Source organism: Vreelandella indica, from assembly GCF_037070225.1.
In the GTDB taxonomy this organism is placed as follows: Bacteria; Pseudomonadota; Gammaproteobacteria; order Pseudomonadales; family Halomonadaceae; genus Vreelandella; species Vreelandella arctica.
In genome coordinates, this window is the sequence record NZ_JBANSO010000021.1 from 1 (window position 1) to 12749 (window position 12749).

General features: G+C 50.4%; 14 protein-coding genes and 1 tRNA gene. 7 read left to right on the forward strand and 8 right to left on the reverse strand.

Going from position 1 to position 12749, the window contains the following annotated elements:
• The 5 genes from V8L71_RS14515 to V8L71_RS14535 form a co-directional block, all read right to left on the reverse strand.
• Window positions 1-260 (reverse strand): BrxA family protein (locus tag V8L71_RS14515; RefSeq protein ID WP_336274560.1); only part of this gene is annotated, 260 nt, incomplete at its 3' end.
• A gap of 147 nt (window positions 261-407) precedes the next feature.
• Window positions 408-484, reverse strand: a tRNA-Pro gene (locus tag V8L71_RS14520).
• Window positions 485-622: 138 nt separating this feature from the next.
• Entirely contained in the window at window positions 623-1438 is an 816-nt protein-coding gene (locus V8L71_RS14525; RefSeq protein ID WP_336274561.1) for an inositol monophosphatase family protein, read from the reverse strand.
• A gap of 94 nt (window positions 1439-1532) precedes the next feature.
• On the reverse strand, window positions 1533-1961 hold the full coding sequence (locus V8L71_RS14530) for an anti-virulence regulator CigR family protein (protein WP_336274562.1): 429 nt from the start codon (window positions 1959-1961) through the stop codon (window positions 1533-1535).
• A gap of 107 nt (window positions 1962-2068) precedes the next feature.
• A complete protein-coding gene (locus tag V8L71_RS14535) occupies window positions 2069-2587 on the reverse strand; it encodes a pilin (RefSeq protein WP_336274563.1) in 519 nt (172 codons plus the stop codon).
• 241 nt (window positions 2588-2828) lie between these two features.
• Here V8L71_RS14535 and pilB point away from each other — a divergent pair, with 241 nt between their 5' ends.
• The 6 genes from pilB to V8L71_RS14565 all read left to right on the forward strand — a co-directional run bounded on the left by pilB (window position 2829) and on the right by V8L71_RS14565 (window position 8593).
• Window positions 2829-4586, forward strand: coding sequence for a type IV-A pilus assembly ATPase PilB (gene pilB, locus V8L71_RS14540; RefSeq protein WP_336269023.1), 1758 nt, complete (start codon window positions 2829-2831; stop codon window positions 4584-4586).
• A 3-nt stretch (window positions 4587-4589) separates the two neighbouring features.
• Window positions 4590-5822 (forward strand): type II secretion system F family protein, encoded by a 1233-nt coding sequence (locus V8L71_RS14545; RefSeq protein WP_336274564.1) that lies wholly within the window; start codon window positions 4590-4592, stop codon window positions 5820-5822.
• A gap of 47 nt (window positions 5823-5869) precedes the next feature.
• Window positions 5870-6715: a prepilin peptidase gene (locus V8L71_RS14550; protein ID WP_336269025.1), complete on the forward strand. Its 846-nt coding sequence runs from the start codon at window positions 5870-5872 to the stop codon at window positions 6713-6715.
• An 82-nt stretch (window positions 6716-6797) separates the two neighbouring features.
• The gene (gene coaE, locus V8L71_RS14555) at window positions 6798-7400 is read left to right on the forward strand and encodes a dephospho-CoA kinase (protein ID WP_336269026.1); all 603 of its coding nucleotides are present in this window, start codon (window positions 6798-6800) and stop codon (window positions 7398-7400) included.
• A gap of 33 nt (window positions 7401-7433) precedes the next feature.
• Window positions 7434-7667: a DNA gyrase inhibitor YacG gene (gene yacG, locus V8L71_RS14560; protein WP_008956862.1), complete on the forward strand. Its 234-nt coding sequence runs from the start codon at window positions 7434-7436 to the stop codon at window positions 7665-7667.
• A 50-nt stretch (window positions 7668-7717) separates the two neighbouring features.
• Entirely contained in the window at window positions 7718-8593 is an 876-nt protein-coding gene (locus V8L71_RS14565; protein WP_336269027.1) for a DNA replication terminus site-binding protein, read from the forward strand.
• 45 nt (window positions 8594-8638) lie between these two features.
• Here the strand turns inward: V8L71_RS14565 and V8L71_RS14570 are convergent, their stop codons facing one another.
• Complete coding sequence (locus V8L71_RS14570) at window positions 8639-8983, reverse strand: hypothetical protein (protein WP_336269028.1); 345 nt, start codon at window positions 8981-8983, stop codon at window positions 8639-8641.
• Window positions 8984-9357: 374 nt separating this feature from the next.
• On the opposite strand from V8L71_RS14570, the gene V8L71_RS14575 reads away from it, so the two are divergent.
• Window positions 9358-10191 carry a helix-turn-helix transcriptional regulator gene (locus V8L71_RS14575; protein WP_336269029.1) on the forward strand — a complete coding sequence of 278 codons (834 nt, stop codon included), beginning with the start codon at window positions 9358-9360 and terminating at the stop codon, window positions 10189-10191.
• Between the two features lie 84 nt (window positions 10192-10275).
• Here V8L71_RS14575 and V8L71_RS14580 read toward each other — a convergent pair whose 3' ends face one another.
• Both V8L71_RS14580 and rpsA read right to left on the reverse strand, forming a co-directional pair.
• Window positions 10276-10650 carry a histone-like nucleoid-structuring protein, MvaT/MvaU family gene (locus tag V8L71_RS14580; RefSeq protein WP_008957328.1) on the reverse strand — a complete coding sequence of 125 codons (375 nt, stop codon included), beginning with the start codon at window positions 10648-10650 and terminating at the stop codon, window positions 10276-10278.
• Window positions 10651-10983: 333 nt separating this feature from the next.
• Complete coding sequence (gene rpsA / locus V8L71_RS14585) at window positions 10984-12663, reverse strand: 30S ribosomal protein S1 (protein ID WP_176303578.1); 1680 nt, start codon at window positions 12661-12663, stop codon at window positions 10984-10986.
• Window positions 12664-12749: the final 86 nt, after the last annotated feature.

Below are 12749 nucleotides of genomic sequence, written 5' to 3' on the forward strand. Positions count from 1 at the left end.
TGTGACGCTAGCTGATCATCTCCTTCATGCAGGGCTTTCCAAAAAGAGGGTTCCAGTTTCTCTAAGCGCTTACGAATGGCTTGCGCTGCACGCTTGGCTGTCGCTGGGCGATTCTTCTGTAGCCGGTTTTCAACGATGATAGCTTGATGCCAGTGTGCTTCGTCTACCTCATCCAGCAATAGCGCTGCAACTGCACGGCTTTCACGCACCATCAATCCACCACCAATGAGGTCTGAGTTGTAGCTAAACGAAAGCGTCACAAGCAATTTACCATTTAAATTAAAATACGATAATGAAGAAGCCTCAGAAAAGAGTTCCTGACGAATGTCACCTATTTACTACCTAAAATCTAACCAAACAAAAACGGCCACTTCAGCAATTAGCTAAGTGACCGTTTTATATGTTCTTGGTCGGAGCGACAGGATTCGAACCTGCGACCTTTGCAACCCCATTGCAACGCGCTACCAAGCTGCGCCACGCTCCGCTGTCTTTATTGGCGGCTACATCTTTGCCTCAAGACGGTGCGTATACTAGCGGTTTCTTGCATAAATGAAAAGCCTTTATAGCGCTTTCTTTTCAAGTATTTGTCATCCATCAACTTAACGCGATCGGCCATTTCTCGTTAGCGTTGGTCAGCGTCGAGCAGCAGATAGGCCATGGCGTCATAGACACCAGGCGCAGCTACTAGCAAGTGCTCGGGATAAAGGTCTTCTGGCACCGATTTAGGCGGCTCATATAAGTGCCCTACACGCGCTCCTGCTTCTCGTGCAATGACCCAGCCCGCGACGAAGTCCCAGGGCGAGACACTTTCGTAATACGCATCTAAGCGGCCACAGGCGACATCGCATAAATCGAGTGCCGCCGCACCGTTACGACGGATATCTTGGCATTCAATCAGCACCGCCTCTAACCGCTTTAAAAGGTGCTTACGCCCTTCTTTGCGGTAAGGAAAACCCGTTCCTACCAGGGTGTTCGCTAGTGAATCTGCACTGCTGGGTTGAATGGGCTGATCGTTGCAAAAAGCCCCACCACCTTGCCTGGCGCTAAAGGTTTCGCCTAGAAACGGTGCGTGAACAACACCGACCTTAGCAATGCCCTCTTCCATCCAGCCGATTGACACCGCCACGTGGCGCAACCCCTGCGCAAAGTTGACAGTTCCATCAATGGGATCCACTACCCAAAGCTGCGGCGCCTGTACATGCACAGCGCTCTCGGGGGCGAGCTCTTCACTCAGCCGTGCTTCACCCGGGAAATGCTCTTCAAGCCGCTGGCTAATGAGCTGATCAACGGCGACATCCACATCGGTGACCAGCTCATTATCTTTTTTCAACCGCTGTGAAAAACCTTGCCGCTCTCGCGCCTGGATGATCATCTGCCCAGCTTCTTCGGCGATAGAAATAGCCCGCTCGAGACGTGCAGCTAATGTGTAGTCGCTCATTGAATCTCCCTTTAGAAGGCGATGATGCTAAGAGCTTCTACCATAAGCCGCCGAGACGTAATTTTCGAGTCATGCCGACTTCCCACCATGGTCGTTAGCGTAAAACATCGACCAGAACATCTACCACAACGCGTGTGGCTGCTTCGATCAAGACAACATCAGCTCCTACACGCTCCCATTCATAGCCTGGGTACTGAGGTAATTGAGAAGCTAGCCGACCATCAAAACGCTTGGCAATACCTGGCGGCAAAGGCTTACCGCGCTCTAAATTGCGCTGAATACCCGGCGGCAATGATTCGGCTCGCGGCGCGTCGTGCTGACGAAGTAGCTGGCGTAGTTCGCGTTCGTTGATGCGCGGTAGGTCGACTCGTCCATCACGGGTCTGTCGTGATTGATGTGATTCTTGCTGGTGGCCTTTATCACGCGCACCGTGGGCAGGCGCATGTGCAGGCTGTGCAAAAGCCGCGCTATTGAGAAGCAGCGCGCCGAGCGTACTCAGGACAATTAATTTGATAGGATTCACTGCAGGCTCCTCACTTTGGGTCAGAGCCTACAGTGTAACGAGCAAATGCGTAGGGATTATGGAAATAAAAAAGGGCCCGCAGGCCCTATGGTGCAGATTAAGACATATTACTCACGACAAGCCGAAGGAAGGTAGGTGTCATCAATGTCATCGCTAGAACAACGCCACCCTGTAATTTGCCCTCCATCAGTGTTATTGCTTGCTACTACTTCCGTGCCATTTTGTACACTAATCATGGGTTGAATTGTCATCGATGAATCACTGTGAACACCGTTATCGAAAGCTACAGTGAACCCACCACTTGCACCGCCATCAAGGGTCACATCATCGATATACTCGCCACCAATTTCACTCGCGGTTTGTGCAATGTAAGAGGGCTGGCCACCGGCTGGCTGCATATAACCAACAAAATTACCGTTCTCAGAAAAATATAAACCAATATCAGTCCGTAAACCTGCAGTGGCAGTAAAGGCTTCAGTAGCCTGCGCCCTACCCACATAATTTTGGTATTGCGGTACAGCGATAGAAGCCAATACACCAATAATCGCCACCACGATCATCAGCTCAATCAGCGTGAAACCGCCCTGTTTCGTGCTGCGGGCGTTGAGTTGTGCAGATTTCTGCATGAAGACATCTCCTACGGGGAAAGAGCAAGCTTTTCTAAGGAATGAGCTTCCTTAAAAAGAGTTAGCGTTAATAAGCGTTACACTAGCTTACGTGATGCTTTTTTACAACAGATTCTCTAAACGCTATCGGCCCAGCTATCTACTACTTGAGCAGTTTTTGAATGACTAGGCATGTAGTGCCTGCAACCGCTAGTTTATGGTACAAGTAGTTCGCCTACGCCGATGTAAAACAGGTTTTTTGATGAGCCAACCCCCTTTTGAGTCGACCCTAAGCCACGCCGCTGCTCGTGGTGGCCTGCGCGGCATTGCTCAGCGCTTGGTGAAACACGGCTTGCTGACCGATGCCCAGGCCGCAACGGCGGAAACAACCGCGTCGGATTTGGAAATATCGCTACTTCAGCATGTTATCGAGAGCGGCTTGGTAGATGCTATCGAAGCCACCGTGGCGGCGGGTTGGGAGTATGGGCTTCCGGTCGTTGATTTAGAGGCGTTGCGCTTAAATACACTCCCGCCTGCCGCTGACTACCCCATCAAGGTGCTGCAGAATCTTAATATTCTGCCATTAGCGCGCCATGGCCACCGCCTTACCGTCGCGGTGCCCTACCCCGCCACGTTAACGCAACTGGATGAATTACAGTTTGCTACGGGCCTTAGCGTTGAAGGCGTGCTCGCGCCTGTTGACCAAATTACAGTCGCGCTGAATAACTACCTTGCGCAAAACGAGCGCGGCATGCTCGATGAGCTTGATGATATTGACGATGCGGTAAGCTCGCTGAACGTGGTACAAAATAGCGATGGTAACGAAGTCCCGCTTGAAGAGTCCTCGCAAAATAGCGAGGACGCTCCCATCGTTAAGTTTGTTAACAAGATATTGTTAGATGCCATTCGCCGTGGTGCGTCTGATATCCACTTCGAGCCCTACGAAACACTCTATCGGGTACGCTTTCGTGTGGATGGCATGCTGATAGAAGTGGCACGCCCTCCCTTTGCCATGCGCAACCGCATTGCAGCCCGTCTGAAAATCATGGCTCGCCTTGATATTTCAGAGCGCCGCCTGCCACAAGATGGCGCGATCAAGCTCAAGTTATCGCGCACCCGCTCGCTTGATTTTCGGGTTAACTCGTTGCCGACTGTTTATGGCGAAAAGCTGGTGCTCAGGATTTTAGATCCTACCGCCGCTCAGTTAGGTATTGAGCAGCTGGGCTTTACCGATGAGCAGCGTAGTCACTACGAGCAGGCATTGAAGCAGCCCCAAGGCATGATTCTGGTCACCGGCCCGACCGGTAGCGGTAAAACGGTTTCGTTATATACCGGCATCAATATTCTTAACAAAATTGAGCGCAATATTTGTACCGCTGAAGACCCGGTTGAAATCAAAGTAGCGGGTATCAACCAGGTAAACGTATTGCCTAAAATCGGCCTCGATTTTGCCAGTGCGTTAAGAGCGTTTCTACGCCAAGACCCTGACGTAGTGATGGTGGGCGAGATTCGTGACCTTGAAACGGCTGAAATTGCTGTTAAGGCCGCGCAAACGGGCCACTTAGTGCTATCTACCGTACACACCAACTCGGCTGCTGAAACACTCACACGCTTGGCTAATATGGGCGTCTCCTCGTTTAACATTGCTAGTGCCGTTAGTCTGATTATTGCCCAACGCCTTGCTCGCAAACTTTGCAAGCATTGCAAGGAGCCTATTGACATTCCTCACGAAGCGCTACGTAAAGAGGGGTTTAATAATGATGAAATACAGCAAGCGAGTATCTATAAGCCGGTAGGTTGCAAACACTGCACTCAGGGCTATAAAGGCCGCATTGGCATTTATGAGGTGGTGCCCATTACTGACGCGATGAACCAGTTAATTATGCGCGACGCTAATGCGTTAGATATTGATCATCAGGCACGTAAAGAAGGTTACCCCAGCCTTCGCCGCAGTGGTTTGTTAAAAGTCATGCAGGGCATTACCAGCCTGGAAGAGGTTAACCGAGTGAGCAAGGAGTAAGGCATGGCTAAAACGGCACGTCGACGCCCAACGCCCGCCATCAAACTATCGCGCTGGAAATGGGTAGGTAAAGGTCCTCAAGATAGGCCGCTAAGCGGCGAAATGATTGGCCGCAGCAAAGCTGAAGTAGCGGCTGAGCTTGCCAAGCAGAACATCGTTATCCGGCGCATTTCTAAAAAGGGCAACCTGGGCGGCAGCGGCCGTATTAACCCTAATGATGTGATGGTCTTTGCGCGCCAAATGGCCACCATGATTCGAGCGGGCATCCCCTTACTACAAGCGCTGCAAGTAGTGGCCGAGAGCCTAAAAAAACCCGCCATGGTTGCTCTTGTTCAGCATATGATGAGCGATGTGTCGTCGGGTTCTAGTTTCTCCGACGCTCTACGCCGCCATCCCAAACACTTTGACCGGCTGTTTGTTAATCTGGTTAATGCTGGTGAGCAGTCAGGTGCGCTCGATCAGATGCTTGATCGTGTTGCGACTTATAAAGAGAAAGTAGAGTCGCTCAAAGCACGGGTAAAGAAAGCGCTTTGGTACCCTACTGCCGTTATGACCATTGGCATCGCGGTGACTATGCTCTTGTTAATCAAAGTGGTGCCTGAATTTGAAAGCATGTTTCAGAGCTTCGGCGCGGAGCTTCCCGCACTTACCCAGATGACCGTGAATTTGTCCGAGCTTGCCCAGCGCTATTGGCTTATGGCGCTGGGTGCGGTGATTGGCGCAGTACTACTGCTCAAATTGAGCATTCAGCGTTCTGCTAAGGTCGCTTACCGCATGCACGCCTTACTGCTTCGCTTACCGGTAATCGGCGATATTATGCATAAATCTGCTATTGCTCGCTTCTCGCGTACATTAGCTACCACCTTTGCCTCAGGCGTGCCGTTAGTCGAGGGCTTAGATACTGCCGCCGGGGCCACAGGTAATAAAGTATACGAACGCGCGGTGATTCAAACGCGCCAAGACGTGGCGACCGGGCAGCAATTGCATTTCGCTATGCGGATGACTAACCGCTTCCCTCCTCTGGCGATCCAGATGGTTAGTATCGGCGAAGAGGCGGGCTCGCTGGATGCCATGTTGAACCGCGTCGCCGATTATTACGAAGAAGAGGTCGACAATAAAGTCGATGCACTCACTTCGCTAATGGAGCCCGTTATTATCGTGGTACTGGGCGTGCTGGTCGGCGGCGTTGTTGTCTCGATGTATCTACCTATCTTCGACTTAGGGTCTGCACTCTAAGCCTCAAACTGCCAATAACGCTACGTTTAAGAAACCTAAGGAGCTACATGCACCACCCTCCGCTTATCGTGTGGTTTATCGTTTTACTTTTAGGGCTCTGTTTAGGCAGTTTTCTTAATGTTGTTATCACGCGCCTACCGGTCATGCTGATGCGCCATTGGCGCCGTGAGGCGCGTGCAGCGCTTGAACTGGATGACGAACACTCGCCACGCTTCAATTTGGCCACACCAGGCTCTCTGTGCCCTCGCTGCGAAACCCCGATCGCCTGGCACGACAACCTACCGCTGATTGGCTGGATTAAACGCCGCGGGCGGTGTGCAGAGTGTCAAACGAGCATCAGCCTCCAATATCCGCTGGTGGAAATGGCCGGTGGCCTACTGGCATTAGCGGTACTGGCACTCCATGGCCTCACTGCAGAGTCATTGTTTATTTACGGGGCCTGCTTGATGCTGTTAGCACTCGCCGTGATCGATTTTCGCACCCAGTTATTGCCGGATGTCATTACGCTCCCGCTGCTATGGTCAGGCTTACTTTTTCAGCTACTCTTTCAGCCGTTTATGCTCCCCGATGCCGTTATTGGTGTGATGGTGGGCTATCTTTCTCTATGGAGTTTTTATTGGCTGTTCAAACTCGTCACCGGTAAAGAGGGCATGGGCTTTGGCGACTTTAAGCTGCTGGCAGCATTAGGCGCCTGGTTAGGCTGGGGATTTTTACCGCTTATCTTGATACTTTCCGCAGGGCTTGGCGCGGTAGTTGGTTTGACTGCTCAGGCCTGCGCGCCTCGCTTACGTGGTAAACCGCTACCCTTTGGACCTTTTCTTGCCCTCGCTGGTTGGGTAGCGTTATTAGTTGGCGATGAACTAATGGCACTGTATCTCAGCCTGCTTATTTAAAATTTAACTGTTGTTATTTTTGATATTAAAGCTGGGCTATTAAAAACCGAGCTATTAAAAACCTAGCTAAGTGAGGCAGCAGATGATTATCGGATTAACCGGTGGCATTGGGTCGGGCAAATCGACTGTTGCGCGCGCCTTTGAAACGCTCGGTGCTGCCTCGGTCGATGCTGATGATGTCGCCAGAGAAATCGTTCTACCTGGCGAACCGGCACTATTAGCCATTAAAAACCGCTTCGGTGATCAGGTCATGCATCAGGATGGCACGCTTAACCGCGTGGTCCTACGCGATATTATTTTTAAAGATCCAGAGCAGCGACTATGGCTAGAATCAGTCACACACCCCAAAATAAGAGAACGGCTATTGCAACACTTAGCGCAGCTTAAAACACAAGGCGCGCCTTATGTGCTACTGGTATCACCGCTGCTATTTGAGTCGGGCCAAAATTCGCTAGCCAACCGAGCGGTCGTTGTCGATGTACCACAAGCGCTACAATTATCGAGAACCCAGCAACGCGATGGGGTGAGCGAAAGCCAAGTGCATGCTATTCTCGCCGCCCAGCTTTCCCGCGAACAACGACTAGCACAAGCAGATGACGTGATAGATAACAGCGGTGACCATGCCAGCATGATGGAGCAAGTGGTGCGGCTGGATCAACGCTACCGTCAGCTGCTTAACGACTGAGATATCGCCCCTGTTAACGCAATTGGAGTTTTTATGGTTCGCCCTGCAAACGATTCCCCGCTTGAAGTTAGTTGCCCTCAGTGCGCTAAGCGCGTGCCTTGGCTACCTGAGAGCACCTATCGGCCTTTCTGCAGCAAACGCTGCCAACTGTTAGATTTAGGTGCGTGGGCCGATGAGTCGCACCGTATATCGGGCGAATCGGCGATGGATGAAGCTGATATTGAAACACTGTTGGCGCAAGCCGATAAGGATGCGCCGCTCTCATAACGCACCAAGCAACCAACGTTTTAAGTCCCGCAATCCACATGGCTACAACAATGCCTGATCAATCATCGCCCTCGGCCTATCATCTGCTGCTTCAGCTGGAGCAGCAGTTTGACTATTTAGTTGACATGATTGAGACCGCTGTTTCGCTTTTTGAACGGCAGCAACCGGCATCGTGGGTCTTTCATCAAGCAACACCCTCTCGCCACTGGCTACGCGAAGCGCTTTTCGATATGTGGCATGAACAAGATCAGGATGGCCGCGAAACGCGAAATTACATTGCCATTGTGGCTGCTAATGATGAATTACTGACAGCGATAGACGCCGTTAATCAAGCCAAAAAAAGTTTTGCTGAGCTGCTGCAACATATTAAACAGGCTTTTCCACAAACCTTGAGTGACGCCAAAAGCCGCCTGCCACAACGCCATCCCTATGTTGATGAAGCGTTAAGACGAAATGGGCTTGCCCGCCTACACCTCAAGCAGAGTTGGCGTCAACTGCCCATCGCACAAGCGCCCGTGTCACGGGTTCGCTTTGCGTGGTATAGCAGTGGTCGCTCTATAAAGCGGTTGACCGTTCAAGAGGCTGAGCAAAAGCTTTTAAAGCTTGATACCGATGCACCGCATATCCGTATTCAACTACGCAAACTAGCAGGCATCCCAAGCGGCGAAGTGCTCGCCCAGGTGCAAACGCAGGCTCCCCTTATGCGGGCAAATCTATTTTTTACCGAGCCACTCGATGATGGCCATACAAGGCGAGCACTGAATGCGGCCATGCCGATCTTCGTGCCAGACAATAACCAGCGGCTGCCACACATAAACCTGCCCGCTTTACAGCCCCCCACCACTCGCACACGGGCACGAAGGCGCGATGAAAAGCTTGAGCCAGATGTATTTCTGCCGAGTTTGCGCGTTTACCGCTACCGTTAGCACTACCACACGTAGGATATTGTAGAGGTGCTAACTACTTAGCACTTACTCCCTACCTGGTACTTGATCCTGCTGCCATAACCCATAGCCAAGCAGTGTTTCGACCAATTCGGCCAGATCGCCATGGTCAATACCATACTCATTCAGCAAAGCTTCAAAGCGCTGTTTAAACACACGCTCCTGCTCTTCTTGTTGTTCCTTCTGCTTTGTTTCTACATCATCTTGCTCCAATGCCGCAAGCGACCTTACCGGCGGCCCCGTCGGTATATCAAAGTCGCTATCAGGATCGTCTAACTGACGTAACGCCTGCGCAAAGGCATCGTCTAATTCACGGAATTTACGCAGCTTCTCACGCTCATCTATCGGCTTTTGAACCTTTTGATATTTCATCGATGTTTCATTTACACCTTACTTGAAATGGTCGACATGGCTACAAACGTAGCATTTTTTTTGCAAAAACTGTGCACAAACGCGTAAAGATAACGAGCAAACTTGCCTTTGCCACCCTGTTACCAGCATAAAGGCAACATCATTAGGCACACGATGGTGACAAACACTTTATCAAATACACCACAGTCAGCGGTAACTCAAAAATTGATGCTTAGCATCGACGTAGCCACAAGTAGCCTGAACAGAGATTCAACTCTCATCTAGATGCTGAACATTTGCTATTCAGCTAGGTTACCAAACACTAACGCACTGGGAGAGTGCACTACAGGCGAGATAAGCACGACCTGTACGATTCACGCATGAGAGGCCAGATAATGTTCAACGCGATGACACGAGCTGAGATCTGGCTGCAGGACACACTTGATAAGCCACTCGGTATTGAAGATCTTGCTAACCATATTGGTTATTCGTCTTCCCAAGTACGGCGCCAATTTCGCCAAAGCTTTCACATTTCGCCTAGCGCCTACCGCGAAAAAAGACGATTAGAACGGGCGGCTGTATTGTTAGCCCTTACGCCTCTCAATATAGCGCAAATTGCGATACGTTGTGGGTATCATAATCACTCGTCCTTTTCACGCGCATTCCAGCGTCGCTATCAGCTTAGGCCACGTAATTTTCGGCAATCACTAAAAAGCACGTTGTCACGTTCAATGCCTAATCCAGGCTTCAAAACTGACATCCAAAAAGCCAGTGACCGGCAAATGATCCTAATGCGCCTCTATCAAGCTCCCGAGCATATTAAAGGGCTAGGGGATGCACGCTACCACAACAAGCAGCTAGCCTGCTTACAGGCGCGATTACGCCTATCGACAACCACCATTTCACTGCCTGATATACTATCGGCCAAAGTGGGTGCGCTTAATAATGATTATTTTCATTCTTACCGCACAGACGTAGGCCTTTACCTTGAACCAGCAGATAACGCTCAAGACATTGCCTTACCGGTGCCTTATCGGCGGGTCGACATTCCAACCCACTATTATTCAAGTACGCGCTTTGGTGATTTAGCTGATCTTTATGATGCGTTGAAGCATACCATCGCGCACTTGCTTTACAGCCAGAATAGCTTCCACGTAAGCGGTTACCCGCCTCAGGTCTTATGGAAAGCACATTGTTTAGAGCTTCGGCTCCCGCTTATAAGTCAGTAGGAAAGATAACGTCTTTGAGGCACCGCTGAGCTGGGGTAATAAAAAACCGGCACTTCTGTAAAGAAATGCCGGTTATTAAATTTCTTAATCTTCCATGCGAACCAGCCAGGATTCGACGGCTTCATCGCCGTACTCATCCTTCCAGCTACGCAGACCTTTATGATTGCCACCACGCGTTTCGATGACTTCCCCGGTTTTAGGGTTTTTATAAATTTTAAGACGACGCTTACGGCGCGCATTGCCACTAGCCGTCGTTTTAACGCTGCGCTGATCAGAAGCGGGATCTAGTAAAGCAATGACGTCGCTAGGACGCTTGCCGAACTCAGTCATAAGCGCTTCAAGTTTGGCCTTGAACTCCAACTCGCTTTTAAGGCGCTGATCGCCTTCTAAGCGCTGTAGGTCTTCTTGAAGCTGCTTCAGCTGCTGTTCTTTTTGAATATATTCGTTAAGTAATGACATCGGGGTTCCTTTAGTATCGTATCCAACTGAACGGGGTCCAACTGAAAGGGGTTCAACTGGCTTAGGTGCTAACTTGACAACCTTGGCACCCACTAGTTCAGAATGCTGGGACATTATTGCTGTAAAAAGACTAACTGACAACAGTCTAGTTGATTTTTACTCAATTACTAATCGTTTTTTAAAAACACAACTGCTATTTAAAGTGTTTTATAACCCTAATAGCTCATCATTGCTTTGTGAATTTATGTGTCATCTATTAGAAGGCTCAACACTTACAAACAAAAGCGCCGCCCATAAGGGCGGCGCTTTTATCAACCAATAACTAATCGATAATTAGTCTTGGCCCATCTGCTGCTTGATCAGGTCGCCGATTGTAGTCGGGCCACCCGCAGTTTCCGGCTCTTGCTCACGCATCTTCTTCAGGTTCTGACGCGTATCATCCTGGTCTTTCGCTTTTACCGACAGGTTAATCTGACGGCTCTTGCGATCAACACTCACGATACGGGCTTCTACACTGTCGCCTTCATTCAGTACATTACGCGCGTCTTCTACGCGATCAGCACTAATTTCAGAAGCTTTCAGCACAGCAATAACGTCAGTCGCCAATTCAACTTGAGCTTCTTTAGCATCAACTTCAATGACACGACCCGTTACGATGCTGCCCTTATCATTGACTGACAAGTACTCAGCAACGGGGTCAGAATCCATCTGCTTGATGCCCAGCGAGATACGCTCACGCTCAGGATCAATAGACAGGATAACGGCTTCAGCTTCGTCGCCTTTCTTAAAGCTGCGTACGGCTTCTTCGCCAGTATCAGTCCAAGAAATATCAGACAGGTGAACCAGACCGTCGATACCGCCTTCCAGGCCGATAAAGATACCGAAGTCAGTGATCGACTTGATGGTACCTGAAACGCGATCGCCCTTGTTGTAGTCAGTGTTGAAGGTTTCCCACGGGTTAGCAGTACACTGCTTGATGCCCAGAGAAATACGACGACGCTCTTCGTCGATATCCAACACCATGACGTCAACATCATCGCCCACTTGAACGACTTTAGACGGATGGATGTTTTTGTTGGTCCAGTCCATTTCAGACACGTGAACCAGACCTTCAACACCCTCTTCCAGCTCAGCAAAGCAACCGTAGTCAGTCAGGTTAGTGACGACTGCGTGTACCTTCATGCCTTCTGGGTAACGCTCTTTAATGTTGACCCACGGATCTTCGCCCAACTGCTTCAGACCCAGTGAAACGCGGTTGCGCTCACGGTCAAACTTCAGAACCTTGACGTTGATCTCGTCGCCAACGGCAACGATTTCGGACGGATGCTTAATACGCTTCCACGCCATGTCTGTGATGTGCAGCAAGCCGTCAACACCACCCAGGTCTACGAAAGCGCCGTAGTCTGTCAGGTTCTTAACGATACCCTTGATCTGCTGGCCTTCTTGCAGCGTTGCCAGCAGCGCTTCGCGCTCGGCACTGTTCTCTGCTTCCAGAACCGCACGACGTGATACCACGACGTTGTTGCGCTTCGGATCAAGCTTGATGACTTTGAAGTCCAGCTCTTTATTTTCCAGGTGCGCAGTGTCGCGAACCGGACGAACGTCAACCAACGAGCCAGGCAAGAAGGCACGGATAGAGTCAACTTCAACTGTGAAGCCGCCTTTAACCTTACCGTTAATAACGCCCTTGATGATTTCGTCTTTCTCGAAGGCTGCTTCCAGAACCTTCCAAGCTTCTGCGCGCTTGGCTTTTTCACGGGACAGACGAGTTTCACCGAAGCCATCTTCAACGGCTTCCAATGCAACGTGCACGTCGTCACCGATAGCGATGTTCAGGTTACCGTGTTCATCGCGGAATTGTGACGCCGGAATCTGACCTTCAGATTTTAGGCCAGCGTTGACAGTAACCCAGTCACCGTCAATGTCGACAACCTGAGCCGCGACAATAGCGCCTGGCTCCATGTTGATGTCGTTAAGAGACTGTTCAAACAGCTCAGCAAAGCTTTCGCTCATGGTGTTCCTACGTAATTACGTTGTTGAGGCATAAATGCCTTCTCCGCACCACCAGCAAGTGCGGGCCTAATGTCACTCAGCCTTTG

Coding starts and splice junctions, on each gene's coding strand:
- V8L71_RS14525 (WP_336274561.1), bottom strand. CDS start 1,438: ATGAGCGACTACACATTAGCTGCACGTCTCGAGCGGGCTATTTCTATC.
- V8L71_RS14535 (WP_336274563.1), bottom strand. CDS start 2,587: ATGCAGAAATCTGCACAACTCAACGCCCGCAGCACGAAACAGGGCGGT.
- pilB (WP_336269023.1), top strand. CDS start 2,829: ATGAGCCAACCCCCTTTTGAGTCGACCCTAAGCCACGCCGCTGCTCGT.
- V8L71_RS14545 (WP_336274564.1), top strand. CDS start 4,590: ATGGCTAAAACGGCACGTCGACGCCCAACGCCCGCCATCAAACTATCG.
- V8L71_RS14550 (WP_336269025.1), top strand. CDS start 5,870: ATGCACCACCCTCCGCTTATCGTGTGGTTTATCGTTTTACTTTTAGGG.
- coaE (WP_336269026.1), top strand. CDS start 6,798: ATGATTATCGGATTAACCGGTGGCATTGGGTCGGGCAAATCGACTGTT.
- yacG (WP_008956862.1), top strand. CDS start 7,434: ATGGTTCGCCCTGCAAACGATTCCCCGCTTGAAGTTAGTTGCCCTCAG.
- V8L71_RS14565 (WP_336269027.1), top strand. CDS start 7,718: ATGCCTGATCAATCATCGCCCTCGGCCTATCATCTGCTGCTTCAGCTG.
- V8L71_RS14570 (WP_336269028.1), bottom strand. CDS start 8,983: ATGAAATATCAAAAGGTTCAAAAGCCGATAGATGAGCGTGAGAAGCTG.
- V8L71_RS14575 (WP_336269029.1), top strand. CDS start 9,358: ATGTTCAACGCGATGACACGAGCTGAGATCTGGCTGCAGGACACACTT.
- V8L71_RS14580 (WP_008957328.1), bottom strand. CDS start 10,650: ATGTCATTACTTAACGAATATATTCAAAAAGAACAGCAGCTGAAGCAG.
- rpsA (WP_176303578.1), bottom strand. CDS start 12,663: ATGAGCGAAAGCTTTGCTGAGCTGTTTGAACAGTCTCTTAACGACATC.